Source organism: Bradyrhizobium sp. USDA 4510, assembly GCF_054059095.1.
Genome location: NZ_JBSSBT010000001.1, coordinates 518,076 through 540,023 on the forward strand (window position 1 = coordinate 518,076; position 21,948 = coordinate 540,023).

A 21,948-nucleotide genomic window follows, 5' to 3' on the forward strand; every position below is an offset into this window, starting at 1 on the left:
AGCAAAATCTGCGGAGACGATCATGAAAACGCAATTGGCGGACTTTCGAGCCGACGACGACGCCTCCAATGTTCCGCTGAGCAAGCTGGATGTGAGCGAAGCCAAGCGCTTTCAAGACGATAGCATATGGGATTACTTCGAGCGGCTGCGAACGGAAGATCCCGTCCACTACTGCCAAGAAAGCTTCTATGGTCCATATTGGTCGCTAACGAAATACCGCGATATCGTAGAGGTAGATACCAATCACAAGATATTCTCGTCGGAGCGGGGTGTTACCATCGCCGACGTGCCTGATAAGCACTGGACGCAAAGTTTCATCAAGATGGGTCCTCCTAAGCATCGCGAGCAGCGTGATACTGTAAGTCCGATCGTCGCGCCGGAAAACCTGACGAAGCTCGAAAGCTTGATCCGCCGTCGCGTCAGAACGATTCTGGACGGCTTGCCACGTAATGATGACTTCAATTGGGTGGATCGGGTCTCCATCGAGTTGACGACGCAGATGCTTGCTACGCTATTCGACTTTCCATTTGAGGATCGGCGGCTCTTGACCTATTGGTCGGATGTGGCTGTTGCAATTCCGAAAATCGGCCAGCCCATCGATAGCTGGGACAAGCGAAGTGCGATCTTGTCTGAGTGCTTGGCGTGTTTCGCGCGGCTTTGGAACGAGCGCATCAATGCCGAGCCGCGTCTCGACCTGATTTCAATGATGGCGCACTCGCCTGCAACTCGACACATGGAGCCGAGCGAATTTCTTGGCAATCTAATTCTTCTGATCGTGGGTGGGAATGATACAACGCGCAATTCGATTACCGGCGGTCTTCTGTTCATGAACCAGCATCCCTCCGAGCTACAAAAGCTACGCGATAATCCCAAGCTGGTCTCAAGCGCCGTGTCCGAGATTATTCGGTATCAAACGCCCATCGCACATATGCGCCGCAACGCCACGGCCGATATCATCGTAGGTGGGAAACATATCAGGAAGGGCGACAAGGTCGTCATGTGGTATATTTCCGGTAACCGGGACGAAGGGGTCATCGAGAATGCCGATAGCTTCGTCATCGACCGCAAGAACGTGCGGCAACATCTTTCGTTCGGATTCGGGATCCATCGCTGCGTTGGGCGACATCTTGCAGAGCTGCAGTTGAAAATCCTCTGGGAAGAAATCTTGAAGGCGCGGCTGGAGATCAAGGTTGTCGGCGAACCCGAGCGAATTGCGTCCAACTTTGTCCACGGGTATTCCGCTCTTCCTGCGCAGATTGCAGCTTAGGTCGTGATGCTCCGGCTAGCAGCCGCTCAGCTGCGCGGTCTCGTCTCCCTGTTTGACCACTCTCCGCCGCGCAGGACCGAAAGCGGTGATCCGCGCGAGGCGTCTCGGGAGCCGGGCGGCTTGCGGCAAACGTTGAGCGCCTGCGACAAGCGACGAATGGAGGTGCTCGAGGGCGTCGGGTTTTCCTGCTGTCTGAGGCAGGCCAGAGACCGATCCCAGATTGGAAACAACCTTTGACAGCAATTTCGATGTGTCAAGCGATGAGCTCAACATTGAAGATTGTAGCGGTGGGCGCGATTTTCTTTGGAGAAGCGCTTTCGATCATTGCAGAGTTGGTTGCCTCAAAGCAGTTCGGAAAGGACGGCGGCGATTTGACAACTCTCCTGCCGATGTTCCTGCTGATAGCGTTCGGCGGCATCCTTCTCGTCTTCGGATATGCACTGGGTTACATGTATCTTGAGAATATCTGGGTCATCATCGCGACATCGGTGGGAGCAATTTTAGTGGTGGAACCGATTCTCACGCTTCTGCTGTTTCGAGACGTGCCGACGGTAGGTTCGCTGATCGGATTGGCGCTCGGCGTGCTTGGCACGCTCGCCGCGTTATTTTTATGAGCATATTCCAAGTACGCCTAGATGGGTAGCATCTCGGCGGTTCTATCCTGAAAAAGACTTGCACAACGTCAATTCGAACACGAGAAGAAGAGGTTGTTATGACGCACCGTTCCACATCGAGCCACATCTACGTATCGTTGGGTCGGTAAACTCTTCTCGTTGGATCCGTAAACTCTTCGGTCGAACAACGGCATCTCTTTCCCGGTTAGCAAGAGGTTCGCTGCTGCCAGAAGTCTGAAAATCGACATCCTTCCGGTACTTACTTTGCCGCAGTCCTCCAGTCCGTTCCACGGTTCGGCATGCTAGACAGCCTTCGGTATTCGGCAAAGGCACTGGCAGGGCTATGCCCTAGACAAGCCGCCGCCATCGCCGAGTCCTTGAGGGATCGGCGTCACTGCCATCACGCGCAGCCTGGCAGCGCGCATTTCTATTGGTCACGGCGAGGCAGCGCCGAATGCGGACACGCGTTACAACCGAGCCTCCCGCGCCTCATGGGTCATCCCTATTGCTGCCTCCAGCGCCACAACAGCTTCCATGAAATTGGAACTCGGGCGGCCGGGGGGTTCTTTGTGCATCCGCAGAGCATCCTTCGTCAGCCAACCGTCAGCCAGGCGGTCTATCCAGGGAGGCTGCGCATTGTTGACCGTATGGGAGATGGACATGACGGGCATTGGCCGACCTGGCGAACCGTATGTTGGGGCGACAGGAGCCAACAGCACGTCGGGATCCAGTAGTACGCCTTCGGCGCCCAATTTTGTCCCTGCGTTTGTCCCTGCGGAAGGCAACCGGGTTTTCGACTCCGTCGTGGAGCGGATGCGCTTAGCGCCTGAAGATAGAATGGCGACGCTCGCGAGCCTGCCCTCAGGTTCGGGTGTGGCAGTCCCCATTTCCTCAAGCGGTGAGGGGATCAACGCAGCGAAACGAAATATGGACGGCCTGCTTGAGGAACTTGATGCTTGCCACAGTGCTGCCATGGGCGCTCAGAGCTCGTCTGAGGCGCAAGAGCTGATCGATCAGGTTGTCAAAGCGGGCGCAGCAGTTCTGGACTACTACGCGAGCCTGCCCCCAGATGTGGCGCGCGGCATTCTTTCCGACGATCAGGCTCGCCGAGTTCGTGACCAGACGCTGGATGCGGGGAACCAATGCAACGCGCTGGCCGCGCCGACTATCTACGCCTTGGAGCAGAGTAGGAAGAATGCAGGAAAGATACTCGAGCGGATGCGCCAATCCAATGCTCCGCCGGACCACCTGATCCGAGCGGCTTCTAGTGCGGCGAAACACTATTTGGCCTGCACGGAGTGGTGGGGAAAAAAGGCATTGCGCTCCGAACGGATGCAGTCCGTCTGCGGAGCCACTGCCAACTTGCCAAGTGCAACGGCCCAAATACGACAGGCCGAGCAGGCGACACTACGGCTGCACACCGGCTGGGCACTGTATACGAAGTGCGTGCATCTGCAGTCGCAGGTCGCTCTCGCGCGGGTCATGATTGAGTCGCAGGCGAGCACGCTCGACCCGGCCGTCAGGCAAATCCTCTTGGGTGAGAACGGTCGGGCACGTCTACTCGGAACCTTCATGGAGGATGTCATTCCGGCATTCCTCTCAACGGGCGACGCTGTTCTGAACAGCAAAGGGCAAGCCCTCGATGCAGCGCACTGCGCTGTTCTGGAAGGCGTCATGGAGCGCCTATCGGAATTTGCGTCGGCATTGCCGAACATGGTTGCCGAGCTAAGGAATAAGGGAGCAAGTCCCGAGCTTCCGTTGGAACTGTTGGATCAGATCGTGGAAGGAGCGTGGGTCACTGCCCATGAGGTTATGCGCCTTCTGGCAGTGCAGCCGAAGACACCAGCCATCATTGCACCGCCAACGGAGGCTGGCCTTGCGATACCGGCCGACGCTGCCGGCAGGGCCCCGGCGGCCGAAGACAGTCCAGCGCGCAGGAAAGGGAAGGGAAAGCGCAGGCAGGCCGGAGGTGCGGGGAGTTCGGCAGCCGGGCGGCGGCCCGAGCCGCAGCCGGCTATGCCCGACGCCGACACGGCGCGAGCCGCCAAGGTTATTGTGCTCTCGGATCTGGGCACGAAGAAACTCGCGAGTGCGGAGGAGGCGCATGCGAGGACGTCATCGTCGGCGAGTGGACACTTGGCGATATGGCAGGCTCCGCCATCGAAGGAGGCACTGACACGCCTGCTCGAGCGGTTGGACGAACTCTTGCAATTCGATCTGGGCAGTCAGCAAAGAGCCATTTCGCAAGCGCGCCACATGAAGCCGGAAGATGCCGACCACGTCGTGGACACCGTGGTCGAGCGGCTGCAGAGCCAATCTGCGGAGATAGAGGCGTGTGTAGCCGCGCTCGACGAACCTCGCCGACGCGGCCTACTCACGCCTGTGCAACTGCCGGAAGTGCACGACAAAATAGTCCGCCTCAAGGCGATGTTGTCGGAGGTTCAGGGGCAGATACATGCTTTGAAGGCACGAAAGGCGTCGATCGAGATCGATTGCATGAAGACCTACGCGTTCCCCTCGCAGAAATACCTCGAACGGTTGCTGGCGGCCGAAGAGGTGGCTCCCTTGGAGCCACCGCGCGCGTTGAAGGGCGAGCCAGGAAAGTTGTTCGAGATCAAGCTGCAGCCTGCGCCACTGGTCAATGGTGCGGTGCCACATCCGATGTGGGTGCACATCCATACGAAGCGGCCGGTCCATGCATGGCAGTTGGCGACATTGGATGACGCCGAGTTCGTCGCTTGCCACGTGAAATCCAACGAACAGCGCGGCTACAATCGCCTCTGGCAGAACGCTCGAGCTGCAACAGGCCACGATGACGTCGTGATTCACCGCGGCAAGCTCACGCCTGCGTTCTGCAAATCCTTGTTAGGTGCCGCTTTTAGCGGGTACCCAGGCTATCCTTTTACCGAGACGGAGCACGGGATACGCAGGTGACTCGACACGAGACCAGTCAAGGCGTCTCGGCAGAGTGCCGCTTGTGGTGACGGCATCGGTCTTCTTCGCATCCGAATCCTAGTGTTCGAATGAACCGCACCTTGGGCCCGCGGGCACCAACTCCTGGGAGAATCGAGGCGCGGGAAGAGACACGCGCTCTATCTACACAATCGCAGGCAATCCGTTTTCGATGCCGCACGAGCAAGCCCCCACTACGAAGCGATTCGACCGAGAGCGAAGACCAGCGCGCGGGTGACAAGCGGCCTCATGGCACGGTGTGCTTTAGTTGGAGGGACAAATGTGTCCGGTGCCGACAGCGATCCGTTCGAATGTGATCACGAACGGCGGCAAAGACCTGTCATATCCTTGCGAACTGGTGGGCAAACCTTCGGCGGGATTTTAGGGCGCTTTTGCATGATTCGCCCCCAGGAAGACAATTATCCTGGGCGGGTTTGACGAATCGAATTGGCGATGCACAGTGCGGTTGCCTATCCATGCTGCTCTTGGATGAGGCTACGATGGCCCCAGCATCCCGGCTTCCACGGCCCCCAGAAGGTGCTGGGGCTTTTCGTTGTTCCTTGAGCGCGTTGGGCGCGCCCGATCTCGATCCGCGCCGGGTGCTGGGTCCATGTCCGGACGATCTGTCGTTTGGTGGCGCACCGGCCCGGCGGCATCAATGTTCCCACGAGCGCTCGGCTGAATATCCTCGGGCACATCTGGCTCGATAACGCCATCCTGTAGGCAGACGTCTATGACGGGTGCAGCCAGCTTTATATGGCGGCTTCCCTCTGATCGATGCGGAAGGTCAGTAGGCCGCCACCGTTCCGGCCAGGGCCGAGTCGCATCTGGTCGAGGGTCGGGTGGCTCAGCATCACGGTCATCACTTCCTTCATTGACAGTAGTCCGCCACGGATGCTGGCGCGGCAAAGGCATGGCTTCGACGGGCGCGTCGCGGGCTCGCGCGGTCGAGCCCTGCCTTGACGACGGCGCTCACGGAGGCGCAGTTGAATCGCATTGAGCGCGCTCTCGTAGGCTGCTTCCAGCCGATTGCGCTCGTAGCGTCGCGCCAGAGCGATAATGCCCGTGGCGAAATAAAAATACTGTTCGGAATACGGGCGCTCGCGCATCAACCGCTCGACCCGCATGGCGAGGCAGACGCATTCCGCGCTGCCATCTTGATCAAGCTGGCCGGCGTCATATTGACGTGAGGCCGATGGGATTGGGGTGTGCTCGTTCAACGTAACATGGCGACTGCGCTCGCCGCGCCTGGCTGGCGACGTGGTGATTCTGCAAGATGTCGACCGCGCGATGGCAGGCCGGATGTCCACCTGACGACTGATCAGCCGGCGCGGCGCCAAGTAAAAGGTCTTGTCGACTTTGACACGATAAGCGGGTGCACGTTTGCCGTTTTCCATTCGGCATATTCGAATAAGGATTTCGTCGGGAGTGGCGCCAATGGCGCGCGCTCGATCTCTTCGAACATCTCCCGGCGGGATTTCCCGCCACGGCGCATCGGCCGGCTGGTTAGCGCCTAAAGCAATTCACCAATCGCGCTATTGAGACAGCCTCGCCCAGCCCTCGCTGCGAGAACATCGGCAATCCAGGTCCTTGGGTTGACGCAAGTGCGGCTAGCCAGTCATGGCGGGCAGGCTCGCCTGCTACGTATGGTCCCTAGCTCAGTTCTACCGTGCTCAGGCCTGAGCAATCTAGCGTCCTCGGGTCTGGCCACATCGCGCCACGTCCGGCAGCCCATAGCTCGACCTTCCAACGCTTGCGAGCACTTCAAGTCTCTTATGCTGCCACTGCGCGCCTTCGATTGCGCGGCGGCGATCAGGGTGAGACTTCTCTCATCCTGGTTGTCGCGCTATATTCGATCCCCATTTGTGCCGGCTCGATCCTTGCTCATCACTCGTGAGCGAGCCCGACGTTGCTCGTCGAAAGTCTGTCGGTGGCGCACAAGACAGGCGCCCTCGGCCCGAAGGACCTGGAGCGCGTGGTGGTCGATACCACGGTGCAGCCCAAGGCGGTTGCGCATCCGACCGACGCGCGGCTCCTGCATCGAGCAATCATCAAGCTGGTCGGGCTCGCCAAGCGCAACCGTGTGCCGCTACGCCAGAGCTATCTGCGCCTGGCCAAGCGCGCCGCCATCATGACCGGCCGCTATACCCACGCCCACCAGTTCAAACGCGCCCGGCGGCAGCTCAAGTTCCTGCGGACACGGCTTGGCCGGATCATCCGCGACATCCGCCGCAAGATTGATGGCGATACGGTGCTGGAAGCTCGCTTCGGCCCGTTGCTCGGTTTAGCGCAGCAGGTGCGCAGCCAGGATCAGCATCAGCGCGGTCCGAAGGTCTATGCGTTACATGCTCCGGAGGTTGAGTGCATCGGCAAGGGTAAAGCCCGCGCGCCCTACGAGTTCGGCTGCAAGGTCAGCATCGCCACCCCTGTGACGTCTCCGAAGGGCGGCCAGTTCGTGCTCCATGCCAAGGCGCTGCATGGCAATCCCTTCGATGGGCACACGCTCGGTCCCGTAATCGCCGACATGGAGAAGCTCACCGGGGTGGAGGCTCGCGGTATCCACGTCGACAAAGGATATCGCGGTCACAACCACCCGCATCGGTTCAGGGTCTGGATCTCGGGTCAGGTCCGCCGCGTCACAGCTTCCATCCGTCGCGAGATGAAGCGTCGCGCGGCTGTCGAGCCCGTCATCGGCCACGTCAAGGCCGAGCACCGCATGGACAGAAATTATCTCAAGGGACGCCTCGGCGACCGCATCAACGCTGTTCTCGCCGCTGCCGGCTATAACTTCGGCCTGCTGCTGCGATGGCTCGCAGAGCTCTTGCGTGTCATCATCCGAGCCTTCTTCGAGACCCTCCCGGCTCGAAACACCGCTTGAGCCGGGCGCCGGCGCCAGTTCTTCACGAACGACTATTTGATCCGCTGACCAATCTCGATCGGTGATGGTCAGCGGCAGTTCGAAGATGATGTCAGTTGACACAACCGATCAGAGCTGCAGAGCAATGAAGATATCTGCGCGGCGGCTCTGAGAAGTCTTATTGTTCGATCCCGCGGTCTGCGAGCAGCCGGTGCATGACTTCGCCTTTGATCTCGCCAGCGATTTGGTTTCGGATTTGAGCTCCGAGCACCCGCTCGGCATCTGGGTCGCCTAGCAGACCGTGCTCGCCCAAGCGCTGATCCAGGCGGCTTTGAAACTCCTCACTCATGGCTTCGACGAGCCGATCTTGCATTGCTTCATATTCGTCCGGAGCGATGCGCCTCAGCACCGTCTCCCAGGGTTGCCAGCGGGTTGCCATGTAGTCGGTGAATTGGTTCGCTTCCTGCTCCCGAACCAGGTCCAGCGCCCGCGCCGCATCATCCGGGGTCACGTGAGAGACCGACAGGAAACGCATCTCAGGGGCGACGTGACTGAGCTCCAGCGGCTCGCGCAGGAGGTATTGATAGGCAAGGCAGACTTCGACATCGTCTACGTTCGGGTCGACGCTGAGGAGCGCTTTAACCCTGTCGCGCGCGATCCCGTCCAGCGCCTCGAGCCGAAAAGCAACGCGGGCGCGCTGGATCAGCTCGCTAAGCCGATCATCATACGACCCATTCTCGACCTCAGCATTGAGGCGCGCGGTCCGCATACCGTTCCAGTGCAGGGTAATACGATCCTCGCAGCTCGCGTTGGCCTCGGAAGCCTGTGTGAAAAACTGCTCGCGCAGTCTCGGATCGGCCGCCGCCTGCCGCAGATCGTCAGCCACTGCCTGCCGAAACTCGTCGCTGCCCTGGTTTACGGTCCCTCGTAGCCTCTCCAGGAAGCGGGCGTAGTTCTGAGCGCCCGGCTCATCCGCAAAGTGCTGCCATTCGGCAAGCGCTGCGAGGTCGTTCCCGAGCCAGTGCGCCGCAGCCTCGTGCAGAGACCGTTGTTCAAGATGCGGTGCCGCCAGGTGAGCGCGGACCTCATCCGGGAGCGGGTTGTCGGCAAACGCAAGCTCCAAATTCGGGTAGTTTAAACTCGATAGGAGATTCTCAGGCAGGCCGGTCAGCCGGTTGCCGCTCAGATTGAGCGATTGAAGCCAGCCGGGAAGGGGTTCAGGGAAGCTGGTCAACTGATTGCTGCTGACATCGATTTCGATAAGCCCCGATGGGAGGACGGGAAGCTCGGTCAGCTGATTGCCGCTAACCGCGAGCGAGGTCAGGCCGGTCGGGAGCGCGTCGGGCAGGCTGACGAGTCGGTTATTGTTTGCGCTTAGGATCCCGAGCCCCGGCGGGAGATCTGCCGGCAGACTGGTCAACCTGTTATCGTTCGCTTCCAGGCGATAGAGGCTCGCCGGGAGCACGTCCGGCAAACTGGTCAACCGGTTATGGCTAACAAGAAGTTCGTTGAGACCCGGGGGCAGCCGAGCGGGCAGGCTGCCCAGCTCGTTGTGCATGGCGCGCAGTTCCCTCAGCCGGGGCGGCAGGGCGTCGGGCAAAGCGGTCAGGGAGAGGGATGACAGATCTACCAAATGCGATCCAATGTTCTCCGCAGCCCTAATTCGTGAGCGCCCCTGTCGCCGATTCTCGGCTTCGCCATGGCCCTCTTCGGCGGCCCAGTTTTCCAGGATGCGCGCACGCGAAGAGGCGGGGGTCCGATATCCTGTCAAGGCTTCGACCCAATCTGCCAAGGCTCGGTTGAAGCCGCCGAGGTAGCTTTCCTGCTCCCCATCTTCAAAAGTGTCGAGGGAGGAGTTTGCACTTCGCTGTGCCTGTCCTGTGTTCATCAACTTTCTTCACTGTTGAAATCAAATAGTACGCCCGGCGCTTCTCAAGACCGCGAAGCAGGCCGTTGCGCAGCGCAACGATCGTTCGAGCGAACGCAGACGCTCCGGGGCTACCGACTCCTGGCCAAGCCGGTAAGCCTCACACGAGGCCCTCCGAGGCAATTGGATCGATCCTATTGCCAGGCTTGCTGCCACTTCGTGACCAGATAAGTCCTGAAGACCGTCATCGTGGAAGCTTTCTGAGCTTAGCAGGCTTACCTGTCGATCAGCTGACGAGCGTTGCTCCAGGTTGGCCAGCTCGCTCAACCTTTGTTGCCAAAGTAGGTCACACCAACGGCTGAGCGGATCAACCTCTTCAGATGAGTCGGTGCCGACTGCTTGTTACTTGGGGAGAGACGTCGCACGTTTTGGAAGATCGCAGCGCTTGCTGCTGATTGCAAGAACGCACGGGTACGAATGGATCGTATCCTCAGCCAGGATCCACACCCAGTTTCAGGTCACGACAGCAGTGTCGTTTCCGACGCGTGGTTGCAGTTTTTGCCGATCGGACCTGTCAGCTTATGGAAAGCTAGATGTCTTAAGCCCTCCTACCTGTCGTCATGGACTGAGTATGCTCGGTCTCGCAAGGGGGTGGGGATGGATTCTTTTCAAGAGCGACAGATACAGCGGGGTAGTGCCAGCCTTTCCGCGTCTTCCGGCCAAACCGACCGGGAAAATGAGGCATCGGCGCAGTGGGACGGAGTTGTGTCAGGCTATGCAGAAAGCCCGGCGGATTCAGCTCATGCGAACGGAGAAATAGACCAGACGCTTGAGAATTGGGCTGCTGAACAGCACGTGGGTCCGCTGGAGGATCGGGAAGAGGCGCTAAGGCGAGTGAATGCTCGGGATGAGGTCGCGAGACTGGATCTCGAATCATTGTCTCTTACCAGTCTGCCTCGACTTCCGACCGAAATCGTCGTGCTCGAGGTCCCCTTCAATCGGCTGACCAGTCTGCCCGATGGTCTGCCTGCTTCGCTCCAGCGTCTCGACATCAGGGGCAATCAGCTGACTAGTCTGTCGGCTCTTCCGGCCGAGCTCAGAGGGCTTGATGCAAGGTCAAATCGACTGAGGAGCCTGCCCGAGGTCCTGCCTACAGCGCTCCAGTTCCTCGACGTCAGCCACAATCAGTTACCGAGCCTGCCTGAGACTCTCCCTGCTTCGCTCCAGTTTCTCTATGCCAGCCACAATCGATTGACGGGTCTGCCGGAGGATCTGCCTGCTACGCTCCAGTTTCTCGACGTCTGCCAAAACCGCTTGACGGGTTTGCCGGAATCTCTCCCTGCCATGCTCCGGTTTCTCGACGTCAGCGAAAACCAGTTGGCGAGTCTGCCTGAGGACCTGCTGACGCAGTTGGGCGCAGGTGCCAGGATAGAGCTGGGTGAAAATCCCCTGCCCGAGCAGGTGCTGACGAACCTGGACACAACCCTCCGCGCCGAAGGGTATACCGGTCCGACCGTCTACCTTTCGCGCGATGACGAAAGTGATTTGTCCGGGACAGACGATGGACAGGCCGATGATCTCGCTGAAACAGTCGCAGCCTGGCTCAGGAGCGATCCGAAGCAGGGCGATCGAGAGGTACTGGCCACTTGGCAGAGCTTTGCAGAAGAGCCGGGCGCCCAAGAATACGCGTTTTTCCTCGAAAAGCTGTTCGACTCGGTCAATTCTGGCAATGAACAATTCCAGCAGTCGGTCGCTGACGATCTGCGCTTGGCGGCCACCAACCCGCAATTGCGCGCGCAGTACTTTCAACTGGCTCTCGACGCCAACCAAAGCTGCGAGGATCGGAGAACTTTGACTTGGAACGGCATGCAAACCGCGCGGCTCATCGCAGACGTCGAGAACGGGGCCTACGACGATACGGCCCGACTTCCCGATCTCGTCGATCTTGGGCGCATCATGTTCCGTCTGGACGCGCTTGAGCGGATTGCGCGCGAAAAGACTCACTCGCTTCAGTCCGCCTACAACGTGGAAGACATCGACGCCGTTGAGGTCTATCTTGCTTATCAGAACAAGCTGCGCGACCGGCTAGGACTGCAACACGTCGCGCCCGCTATGCGCTATTTTGAAGTCTCCGGCGTCACCGATGCCGACGTTGACAGTGCGGAGACCTCCGTCCTGACCAAGGAGGCGGCGGAATTCGCCGGCTATTTGGCGACGGACTGGCAACCTTGGGACGGCCTGGTGCGGCGAATCGCTCCTGAAGAATATGCCATGATGCAGGGCCAGCTCATTGATGCAATGGGGGAAGAGTTCGACAACCGGCTGGAGCAACAACTCGCCGACAAAGGCTTGGCCGGGAGTGCATCTGATCTCGTCGAGGATGCCAAGCGAGAATTGGGTGCTGAGATTCGCAAGGAAATCGCCCGCGAGATCAAGGGCGCTCTAAGAGACAAGGTGCTCAATGATCACGGCGTGAAGCTCTGAGGCCGCCTTTGCTACAGCGAGAAGCTAAAGGAAACTTAAGCTGATTGAGCGCGTGGTTGACCGTCGATAAAGATTTCCGCCGCTTTGCCAAACACTTAGTTTGCGAAAACTTCCTCGGCGCTCTGATTTGCAGCAACTGCAATCTCACGTTCACTTGGGTGCGGAGGCTGGGTCAGACAGAGGAGCGCGATGTAACACGCATGTTCATAAATCTTCGTAGACGTCTGGCTCGCCCCGAGAGCGATCATCCTTTTTACAACGCAGCAAATGTCGCGATGGGATCCTGGCCGATATCCTGAGTGGCGGTTGTCTGGCTTTAGCCGCGCGGTGCTTTTCTCTGCCGCGGTCCAGACTACGCGACCGGCATCAGCATACATGTGCGCAATCCCCGCGCCAACGAAACCACGCCGAATGCCAGAAATAGGCCGTCAGTAAGCCGGCAGCGGATGACAGGGATGTTAGCGATCGCATCATTCCCAGCGGAGGAAGCGGCTCGTATCAAGCCGCCACCGTGCGAGCCGTATGCTGGCCGCAACTGCGGCACCGCAAGGTGCGCTATGTGGAGAAGGGTCGGCTTTTGATGGCCTGCCTCGCTTTTCCACCGCAGTGGCCGTCGAGCCAACGGAAGCGCTTGAGTTCGACACGACCCGCATCGAATCCTGGTTGCGTGCCGATCCTGAATTGGCCTTGGCGATGTTGCGGCTGACCAGCCTCAAGCAGCCGTTGCTTGTAGCGCCTGACCAATGAGCGTTCTCTCGGAGAACATGTACAAGCCCGCCATCGCCAAACTAATTTTTCACTGACCCTCGTCAGCGAGAAGCTGGTCGCAGAACAGAGGAGCATAAGCAATCCTAGCCATAACCAGCAGGCTTGGATTCCGCGTTCAGCTTTTCATCGCGCGGACGTAGGTAAGATCCAGCTCGGCCTGGAACGGCAGTTGCTCTTGAGTAACGTGCTTTTTGCGCCCGAGACGGCCGTCGTTTCTGCCGTCGCCCAATCGCCTCAGCGGGCATATAGTCACTAGACTGTATGCCCGCCCTCCGCGGGCACTCTCGCTGACAAATTCGTTCAACAAATCTCGGAAACCCGAGCTCGAAAAATCTCTCGAAGTTTTATATTTTCGCCTCGAACATCGCCTGAAGCATCGCTTGCGATACTAATTTTGAGCATCGCCAATCTAGGAGGTGCTCATGAAATCGTCAGTAGCGTCGTCGGGACTGTCCGCCCAGAAGGTCGTTGCCCAGATTCGCAAAGTGAGGAAAGCAGCGGAAAAGGCGTCAGAGAACAACGGGCGGTTCGCCGCGCACAAGTATTTGCGGGCTGTTTTACGCGCCTACAGCTATTTTGAGACCACCAATCGAGCTATGACGGATTTTGGATGACGCGGTCCGATCAGGCGGCGCGGACTTCAGCGGTCGGAATGAATTCGATTCGGTCCGCAAACTTTACCCCGGATATCACCTTCGGCAACTGATTTGTGCCCTTCAACCGTCGCCAAGTTTTAGATGCGGCGCCGACGAGCTTGAAGACCATCAACTTTGCTGTGTGTGGCGATAACGCTCCCTTCGTTCGCACAGTCCGGTGCCTGACCGTCGCAAAGACGCTCTCGATTGGATTCGACGTGCGCAGATGCGACCAGTGCTCGGCAGGGAAGTCATAAAACGCCAACATGGCCGAGCGATCCTTGATCAGGCATTCAACGGCGGGCTTGTATTTGACGCCGTACTTCTCGACAAAGATATCAATCGCTGTTTCAGCGGCCGCCCGGTTCGGCGCCGGGTAGATGTCACGCAGATCACTCTTTATTGCCGGCTGCACGGACTTGGCGACCTTGTCGAGCACGTTGTTCACCTTGTGCAGCCAACATCGCTGATGTTGCGTGCCGGGGAAGATTTCATCGAGCGCCCGCCAGAAGCCGAGAGCGCCGTCGCCGACAGCAAGCTGAGGCCCGATCTGCAAGCCGCGCTTGCGCAGATCGGGCAGCAATTCTCGCCAACTTTGTGCGCTCTCGCGTACCCCGACCTGGAAGCCGATGAGTTCCTTCTTTCCTTCAGGCGTGGCGCCTATCAACACCAGGATGCATTCGGCATGGTCCTCCATGCGAGCCTGCAGATAGACGCCATCCGCCCAGATATAGACGTACCGCCGCGCCGACAGGTCGCGCTTTTGCCAACGTTCGTATTCGGCCTGCCAGTCCTTCTTCAGGCCAGCGATGACCGGCGGCGACAAGTTCGGCGCGTCCTTGCCGAGCAAGGCCGAAAGCGCCTCCTGGAAGTCGCTGGTCGAGATTCCCCGCAAATAGAGCACGGGGATCAACGCGTCCAAGCTCTTCGCCCGGCGGGCCCAGAGCGGCAGGATCGTCGAATGAAACCGGATCCTGTCGCCTGGCCCGCTTGCTGCACGGTCGCGGGCCTTCGGACGGGCGATCACGACAGGGCCGATGCCGTGGCAATTTCGCGCGCCGGCCCATATCCATGCCGCACCACGCGCGCCCGACCATCCGGCAGCGCCAGATGCTTCGTCGTTTCCAGGAATGTAGTGAACTCAATCTCGACAGCCCGGGGCGATCAGTTCGCGAGCTCCGGCACGCAGAATATCCGTCAGTGGATCAGCGATCTGATCGGGCTGACGCAGAGGAAATACATTGGTAGTCTCGTTCACGGCGTATCGCTCCTTTGGAGGTTGCTGGCAGGCTTCATCACCCGCCTCGATACGCCGCCTTTCTCAGGTCGTCATCACCCAGTTTCCGTCATAGCTCCCACTCGACCATCGGCTATCTCAGCCTGGTTGAGTTCGAGCGCAAGGTGGGATTAGGCTTAAGTCGGTGTCCATCAAACCGGCAGCAGCTCAATGCTCAATTTTGCGGAGTCTCTGACTCGTCAGCTTTCTGAAAACTTAACTGACTAAGAAACCTGCTTAGATGATTCTGTGGATGCGAAGGTAACGTGGACCGCCCGAACTATGAAAGCAGCGCAACAGCTTCGTTGCAGGTGCAGCACGACTTGTTGCAGGAGCAGCAAGCGCGCCAAACCGGGCAAAGCGCCTTTGAGCAGCAACTGCACGAGGCACGCCAGGCTGACACCGCGAGACCCGACCGGCCTCTCCCTCCCAGTGTGTCTAGCGACAGTCAGCAGTCCCCGGACCCGTCGATGGGTGCGCTCGCCCGGAGCAAGCTTCCGCCAAGCGAGAAGGGTCTCATCAATAGACATGGCACAGCTGAGTTGAGGCAAACGAACAGGCCGAGGTCCCCAATCAATTCGCAAGGCGTTGCCTTTGAGCAGCAGCCGAGCGAGGTCGCAAGCTCACTTGAAGCTGGTGGAGCAATGCCTGCTGAGGCTGCCCCGCGGGCGCCTCAGGTAACTCAGGTTTCAATAGCGGGCAAGAAAAGGAAGCAGCCTCTTTATTCCAAGGATGCTGTTGTTATTGTAGAATTTAGCCAGGCGCTCACCCAGGGCAAGCTCGCTGAATCATTTGTCCAGAGAATCGTAGGTCCTCTTCTTAGCTTTGGCCGCTGGCTGTGCGCAAATAACAAGACGGGCGTTATTGCTCGGCTAGACAACAATTCACTGACCACTGATGGCGATCTCTTCCAATACAGCGGAAATAATAATGATCTGATGTTGGCCCTAGACCATCTCCGGACCTGGCGGTCGACGGGGCACGTCCCCCATCCAGCTCCCGTGCGCAAGCGCCAAAAAGCATCCGCCGTCTATCCCCATGTGTCTGAGCGCGACCAAGGGCTTATCAGAGAGGTGGCTCAGGGCGTTATTGCAAGTCGGAAGCTGAAAGGCGAGGTGGCTAACGGGTACGCGCGCAATCTTACCAGGTTGGCAAATGATCTCGGGGAGCGCGGCCTATCTCTGGACAGTAGTAGTGATGCAGACTTGCTTGCCCATGTAAAAAAACTCTTCAAGAGCAATAAATTTATGCGGGCCGCGGTGGGGGCTCTTAGGGACCATCGTGCCCCGAGGGCTCCGGGCGCTTCATCTGTTGGCGGGCGCCCATCGCTTCCTCCTGCCGATGGTGACGAAGTGCTCATTAAGGGAGCCATAAGCCACGCCCTTGAGAGCGACAGGTTGAGTTCGACGACCGCCCGACTTTATGATTGGGCGCTTCGCAAATTCTCTCGAGAGTTAGATCTCTACGGTGACACGCTTTCCGCACTCAGTAACGCGGCCCTACGTATCTGCGCTGACAGAATGTTTCGCGACGAAAAGTGGAAGATGGCCTTGGACGGTGGGCTGAAAGCCCTTGGAGAGTATCGTCAGACGAAGGGTGCTGAACCCTCAGGGGAAGGTGCTTCGGGGCAGGCGGCTCTCGGCAGAGCGCCGGTGAGGGGCGCCGAGTTTGCAGTAATGGACGTTGATCCCGAAGAGCTTTGGCAGCTGTTGGACGTTGAGGGCGACGAGTGGCCGGTTATGGCTGACGATTCTGCGCTTCTGCGACCGGATCAACAGCTTCCGGAAGAGACTCGCGAATTGCGGGATGATCAATCCGGCCCCTCGTCGGCTCTCGGGTCAAATGTGCGCGACAATAATGCGCTGGATCATCTCGCAGCGTTCTTGGCTGACCCGAGCCGGCACCGCGACCCCCTAGGGGCTCCGCAGGAGCTGATGAGTGCGCCTCAGAGTGACGTCCTGCAAAGTGAAGGGGTTCTCATCGATGATGAGCACGGCACAGCCGAACTGAGACCAGCGAAGAGGCCAAGGAATCTGGATAGGGCGCAAGCAGTCGCAATTCAGGAAATGCTGATCGAAAACGGCAATTCGGGGGAGGGCGTGCTGATGCAGGCCCCCCTCGGCCGCGTGGTCGCATGGCAATGGGACGCGGCCGCGCAGCACAGTGGACCGCAGGGAGGTCTCAGTTCGCCGGTGGTCTTTCCCGCGGAATATTACGATCAGGATCTGCTTTGGCGAGCGATGGACGAAACCGCCCCATCGCCGTCTCGCGGCTCAATCATGAGCCCTCCCCAAGCAAGGGATTCCGGAGAGTCCGACCATCCCTTGAACTGGCAACCCAACCGCAAGGCCGCGATAACCGGGAGCAATCTCTCGCCGACTCGGGACATGGGCCCGATTGAGGGAACGGTTCATCTCAATTCCTTCGAGCTACCGGGCGGCCTCGTCCCGACGTCTTACTTACGGTCGCTATTTGCCGGATCAGCACTGGATCATCACGATGACAGTCGACAGCCTAGTCTGCCGCATGGGCTTTCACCGCCGGTGCCTGCCTTTTCGGACGATGAAGCTATGGTATGGTTGAGGGAGGAGTTCTCGCGGCGGCAGATACAAGAATCTGCCTCACCGTCAATCTGCAGGGCTCCGTCCGATCTCTACGGCGGACTTGAACCGTTGGTTGATCTGACTACGTTCACGCTGTCAGAATTGGGCGACGATGCTAATTCTGTGCCGGCGTTTCCGAGCACATCCGCCGATGATCAGATCGTAGCGCTGAATGCGGCAGCCTTGCCTCGCGAGCTGGTGCTGGGGGACGAGCAATGGCTGGGCGACGAGCATATCCTGAGGGATTACCAGCTTCAGGAGCAGGAGTTGCACAGGGCCCCTCAGGATTTCCCCGCCCTGGATATCGCCACTCGGACGCGGTTGGTGTCTCCCACTTTGGTCCATAATTTGCTGCGCTCTTCCGACGATACCGTCGTTGAACGGGCATTTCAGCGCATTGTCTATGATGACAAGGGTAATGATACAGCCGACTTCCTGTTCCTGCCCGTAAGCGATGCCGATCCTTCGGATCCTTATAGCCAAGGGAATCATTGGTCGCTGCTGTTCCTTGATCGCCGTGACCGGAGCTCGCCTATTGCTTATCACTACGACTCCCGCAGAGGATTCAACGAGACGTCTGCCACCCATCTGGCCGGTAGACTGGGTCTTCTAGACAACGTAGTGCAAGCTGGCATCGCCCAACAGCAGAACGGCTATGATTGCGGCGTCTTTGTCGTGGACGGTACGCGAGCTCTCGTTAGTGGGTTGGTTGCAGGGCAGCGAGGGGTGCAGAATCTTAACAACCTCAGTGTCAGTAGGCTGGCACTGCAAGCTCGCCTACGGGCTGTTATTGGAGCCTAGCTCGCTGCTGAGTGAAGACCTTTGATAATCAGTGAAATGCAGCACAAGCTCGCGACATGATGTTGCTATGGCCATGGGCCAAGCTTTGAACAGAGAGCCGTATGCGCTGAAAGGTGCACGTACGGTTCGGGGAGGAGAAGCGCGCTCGAACATCGAGTCGGTGATCCGCGCCTGATCAGCTTGATCCGGCGCTGGTTGAAAGCGGCATCCTGGAAGACGGAGCGGTGCACCCGAGCGAACAAGGAACGCCACAAGGCGGATCGATCAGTGTGCTTTTGAGCAACCTCTACCTTCATTACGTTCTCGACCTCTGGTTCGAACGCGTGGTGAAGGGTCGGTTGCGGGGCGAAGCCCGACTGGTGCGCTATATCGACGACTTTGTGATCTGCTTCCAATATCGATCGGACGCCACCCGCGTACAGGAGGCCTTGCGTCTTCGGTTGGGTTGAAGTTCGGCCTCACTCTAGAGCCGACCAAGACCAAGTTGGTCGAGTTTGGTCGGTTCGCGCAAAGACATGCAGAAACCGCCCGGAATCTTAATCTACTTTCTGGGCTGACGCTCTATTGCACGCGAAACCAAAAAGGCAACTTCAAGGTTGGGATGCGCACCGAGAAATCTAGGCTAAAGCGCAGCCTTATGTCTCTGCAGGAGCTGATGCGGCAAATACGGCATTACAAGATCAGTGACCAGGCCGATGCTCGTCCTGCGCGGCCACTATGGCTATTACGGCGTCGCCGGAAATCTCCGGAGCCTCGTAAAAGTCTATCGGGCCGTGGAGCGTTACTGGCGCGGAATGCTGCGCAGCCTTTGCAGCTGGGCAGGCCGACGCCTCACTGAAATGCAGCACAAGCTCGCGACATGATGTTGCTATGGCCATGGGCCAAGCTTTGAACAGAGAGCCGTATGCGCTGAAAGGTGCACGTACGGTTCGGGGAGGAGAAGCGCGCTCGCGCTTCTTACTCCACTCCCGATGGCGCGCGGCTTCCTCTATCTCGCGGTGGCGCTCGACTGGTTCAGCCGCCGGGTGCTGTCGTGGCGCGTCTCGATCACGATGGAAGCCGCATTCTGCGTCGAGACGCTGGAGGACGCTCTCGCTCGCCACGGCAAGCCGGACATCTTCAACACCGACCAGGGCTCGCAGTTCACGGGCGCCGCGTTCACCGGCGTGCTCGCCAGTCATCGCATCGCGATCAGCATGGACGGCCGGGGCGCATGGCGCGACAACGTGTTCGTCGAGCGGCTGTGGCGCAGCATCAAATACGAAGAGGTCTATCTGCGCGCCTACGATACCGTGTCCGACGCCCGCGCCTCGATCGGCCGATACCTCGTCTTTTACAATGGCCGGCGTCCCCACTCGAGCCTTGACGGCGGCACCCCGGATCAAGCTTACTTCAACCCGCTGCCGTTCCGCGCGGCAGCCTAACTCTGGCACAAGCTCCACTTATCGACGCGGAATTGCTGTTCAGACAACCGCAGCCAGCTCACTGCACGACCAGGCTGCTTTTCTGAGAGCTCTTGCCGACTCGAAAACCCCGTCTGAGCTACTGAAGTGCCACCTGGATTTTGCGGAGCAATCTTGGTCGAAATCGTTCAGCGAAGGCTCAAAGATATTGGATCGTTTGAAACACGTCCATCGGCCTGCGGTAAGTTAAACAATCGGCCACGCGTGAAATAGGGCCGACGGCGCGCTTTTCCCTCCGGATTCCAATCCCGAACTGAATCCCGACCCGGTCTCGTAGGAATTGTCGCCATGCTCCATAAGTCGCCGCCGACCCCGAACAACAACGGATATAGGAACCACCTGCTCGGGGAAGCGAAAATGATCGATCGGCGCGTGCTTTGGTTTTGCCTCGGTCTTGGCCTCTGTGTCGGCCTTGGCGTATGGTTCATTTTGCCGGGTGGGCTGGCCGGTAAGAGCGATGGTGTTCGTACGAGCGACAATCCGCTTATCGACAAGGTCAAATCAACCTGGCGAGCGCAGGATGGTGAGAGAGCGGAGCAAATCTTTTCCAAGGTCTCGAAGGTAGCACACTTCATCCCCCTGGGATGGGAGGTTGGTCAAAAGAGCCACTCGGGCGAGCGAGTTATCTTTTCGTGGGCTAAACATCGGGCCCATCAAGCAAAGGAAGAGTACACGGTCACGTGGGAGGTGGCGCCCGATGGCGCAACGAAAATTGTGGCATCTTATGCAAAGCCGATGGAACTAGGCTGGCAGGCGTTCGCGCTCTCGCTCATTGCGGACGAAGTCACAAACGACGAAAGTGGCGTGAACCGTCGCTTTCTGCATAATCCCGCCAACTTCAACTTCGTAACCACCGCGCAGGGCAAATTGGGCGATCTCCTGCGGCGTGGCCGCTGCACTATCGGCGAGCCGATTGGAGTGCATTACTCGCCGACAATAGATGAGCAGCAAGCCACGAAGGGCGGGCTGTGGCGGGTCGAACTTTCGGTCGACTGCAATGTTCCCGGACCTAGTTCTTTTACCCGTGACGGAGTCATCATTTTGGAGAAGCGCGAAGGGCAAGATTGGGAGGCACAATCGTTCTTTGCAACGCTTATCGCCACGTATGCACCCGGCTCTTGGTTTGAGCTTGCCGACCCGAAAGATCAGGAGGCGTTCGAGGCGGGCAAGAAAGTGTTGTCAAAATGACGTTCGCTGTCGATGCCTCGAGCGTCGACGATGATAAAGCCGCATGGCTGTTCAAAGTGTCCGCGCTTCGTGGTGCACGTCGCGATCTCGGTAACCGAGCGCAAGTGGAGTTTGTCGGACGGTTGGGCGAGGCAAGATTGCAGACCAACACGGTGGCCGCGCCTTGACGTTCCGGCCTGTTGTGACCAATACCTCAATTGATCAGCCGCTAACGTTTGTGTACAGCGGAGCATTGACGAGTATTGGGCCATAGTAGGACGCATCGATTATCCAGTCACGCTAGGCGATCGTCTCGCCGAACCGCGATCACTCCGTCTCCGCAACCCCGACCCGGCTCCGAGGGAGCAATCGCCACCAGCGTGCCACGGGAGAGAAAGAATGGCAGCTTGAAAACAGCCCGCAGCTAAAGGGCCGATTGACATCCATCCATCTTTTCGACCTTTCGCCATCACTGACGCGGACGTTGGTCGATGAGGGCTCACTTGCTCGGCCGCCTAGTGCGATCGCTCAACAGCCTCAACACATCCGCGCGATACAGATCGGAGGGGCTTGAATCGGACCTCGCGTCAAGTTGTACCTATTGTACTATGTTCTGCTTTCCCGGCCGATCGCCTCGCGCGCCAACATCAGGAGTGCGTGGTTGATCGATTGCCACAATCCGCTGTCGCGCCATTGGTAGAAATAGTACTGCACCGTGGTCATTGGTGGGAACAGAGTGGGCGGCAGCATGCGCCACGGCAACCCGCCGCGCAACAGATAGAGCACCGCCTCGACGATGTCACGATAGCTCCATTTCGGGCGCCGCCCGCGCTTGGCCCGCACAGGAAGCAACCTCTCCAGCACGCCCCATTCCGCATCCGTCCAGCCGCTTGGCAAACGCAGCTCCTCTCGGGCAAACTGTGCCCGGGTGATATCAGTCCACATTCTCGATCCCTTTGATGCTTCGCAACACCAATGGAATCAGAACTCGCTGATATCACTCAACTTATTTTTCGGTCGGACACTAAGGGTCATCCAATTGACGAAATCATGCGCTCAGCCGTTGCTAATCCGGCGCCCATTCAGCCAGCTCTGTCAGCCAAGACGAGGACAAGTGGTCGAGCCGGCACGTGGCTATCGCGCTCGTGAGGGCAGCCTGCACAGTTTCTGCTACATTGGAGAAGGATTATGAGG

The 21,948-nt window shown here is 58.8% G+C and carries 12 protein-coding genes and 4 pseudogenes; 12 read left to right on the forward strand and 4 right to left on the reverse strand.

What is annotated here, in order from left to right:
• The first annotated feature begins 22 nt into the window (after positions 1–22).
• From ACVMDN_RS02430 to ACVMDN_RS02440, 3 genes are all read left to right on the forward strand, one after another.
• Positions 23–1,267, forward strand: coding sequence for a cytochrome P450 (locus ACVMDN_RS02430; RefSeq protein WP_253588022.1), 1,245 nt, complete (start codon positions 23–25; stop codon positions 1,265–1,267).
• A gap of 272 nt (positions 1,268–1,539) precedes the next feature.
• Entirely contained in the window at positions 1,540–1,881 is a 342-nt protein-coding gene (locus ACVMDN_RS02435; protein WP_233443032.1) for a hypothetical protein, read from the forward strand.
• 660 nt (positions 1,882–2,541) lie between these two features.
• Entirely contained in the window at positions 2,542–4,815 is a 2,274-nt protein-coding gene (locus ACVMDN_RS02440; protein WP_456835767.1) for a hypothetical protein, read from the forward strand.
• A gap of 770 nt (positions 4,816–5,585) precedes the next feature.
• On the opposite strand, the gene ACVMDN_RS02445 is transcribed toward ACVMDN_RS02440, so the two are convergent.
• Positions 5,586–6,230 carry a hypothetical protein gene (locus ACVMDN_RS02445; protein ID WP_456813737.1) on the reverse strand — a complete coding sequence of 215 codons (645 nt, stop codon included), beginning with the start codon at positions 6,228–6,230 and terminating at the stop codon, positions 5,586–5,588.
• Between the two features lie 512 nt (positions 6,231–6,742).
• Between ACVMDN_RS02445 and ACVMDN_RS02450 the strand changes: the two are divergent.
• Positions 6,743–7,711, forward strand: a pseudogene (locus ACVMDN_RS02450) (IS5 family transposase); the annotation flags it as partial.
• Between the two features lie 157 nt (positions 7,712–7,868).
• Here ACVMDN_RS02450 and nopM read toward each other — a convergent pair.
• The gene (gene nopM / locus ACVMDN_RS02455; RefSeq protein WP_069279837.1) at positions 7,869–9,578 is read right to left on the reverse strand and encodes a T3SS effector NEL-type E3 ubiquitin ligase NopM; all 1,710 of its coding nucleotides are present in this window, start codon (positions 9,576–9,578) and stop codon (positions 7,869–7,871) included.
• 636 nt (positions 9,579–10,214) lie between these two features.
• On the opposite strand from nopM, the gene ACVMDN_RS02460 reads away from it, so the two are divergent.
• The 3 genes from ACVMDN_RS02460 (at position 10,215) to ACVMDN_RS02470 (ending at position 13,423) form a co-directional block, all read left to right on the forward strand.
• The gene (locus ACVMDN_RS02460) at positions 10,215–12,041 is read left to right on the forward strand and encodes an NEL-type E3 ubiquitin ligase domain-containing protein (protein ID WP_456835766.1); all 1,827 of its coding nucleotides are present in this window, start codon (positions 10,215–10,217) and stop codon (positions 12,039–12,041) included.
• A gap of 522 nt (positions 12,042–12,563) precedes the next feature.
• Positions 12,564–12,788 carry a cyclic nucleotide-binding domain-containing protein gene (locus ACVMDN_RS02465; RefSeq protein WP_141713624.1) on the forward strand — a complete coding sequence of 75 codons (225 nt, stop codon included), beginning with the start codon at positions 12,564–12,566 and terminating at the stop codon, positions 12,786–12,788.
• Positions 12,789–13,231: 443 nt separating this feature from the next.
• Positions 13,232–13,423, forward strand: coding sequence for a hypothetical protein (locus ACVMDN_RS02470; protein WP_069279834.1), 192 nt, complete (start codon positions 13,232–13,234; stop codon positions 13,421–13,423).
• A 10-nt stretch (positions 13,424–13,433) separates the two neighbouring features.
• Here ACVMDN_RS02470 and ACVMDN_RS02475 read toward each other — a convergent pair.
• Positions 13,434–14,702 (reverse strand): annotated as a pseudogene (locus tag ACVMDN_RS02475) (IS256 family transposase).
• A 284-nt stretch (positions 14,703–14,986) separates the two neighbouring features.
• Between ACVMDN_RS02475 and ACVMDN_RS02480 the strand changes: the two are divergent.
• The 5 genes and pseudogenes from ACVMDN_RS02480 (at position 14,987) to ACVMDN_RS02500 (ending at position 20,775) form a co-directional block, all read left to right on the forward strand.
• Complete coding sequence (locus ACVMDN_RS02480; RefSeq protein WP_456835765.1) at positions 14,987–18,124, forward strand: Ulp1 family isopeptidase; 3,138 nt, start codon at positions 14,987–14,989, stop codon at positions 18,122–18,124.
• Between the two features lie 224 nt (positions 18,125–18,348).
• On the forward strand, positions 18,349–18,573 hold the full coding sequence (locus ACVMDN_RS02485; protein WP_456843593.1) for a reverse transcriptase domain-containing protein: 225 nt from the start codon (positions 18,349–18,351) through the stop codon (positions 18,571–18,573).
• Between the two features lie 246 nt (positions 18,574–18,819).
• On the forward strand, positions 18,820–18,987 hold the full coding sequence (locus ACVMDN_RS02490) for a hypothetical protein (RefSeq protein WP_456843594.1): 168 nt from the start codon (positions 18,820–18,822) through the stop codon (positions 18,985–18,987).
• 93 nt (positions 18,988–19,080) lie between these two features.
• Positions 19,081–19,548: pseudogene (locus ACVMDN_RS02495) on the forward strand (transposase); the annotation flags it as partial.
• Positions 19,549–19,944: 396 nt separating this feature from the next.
• On the forward strand, positions 19,945–20,775 hold the full coding sequence (locus tag ACVMDN_RS02500; RefSeq protein ID WP_069279838.1) for a nodulate formation efficiency C protein: 831 nt from the start codon (positions 19,945–19,947) through the stop codon (positions 20,773–20,775).
• Between the two features lie 594 nt (positions 20,776–21,369).
• On the opposite strand, the pseudogene ACVMDN_RS02505 reads toward ACVMDN_RS02500, so the two are convergent.
• Positions 21,370–21,699: pseudogene (locus ACVMDN_RS02505) on the reverse strand (transposase); the annotation flags it as partial.
• Between the last annotated feature and the right edge of the window lie 249 nt (positions 21,700–21,948).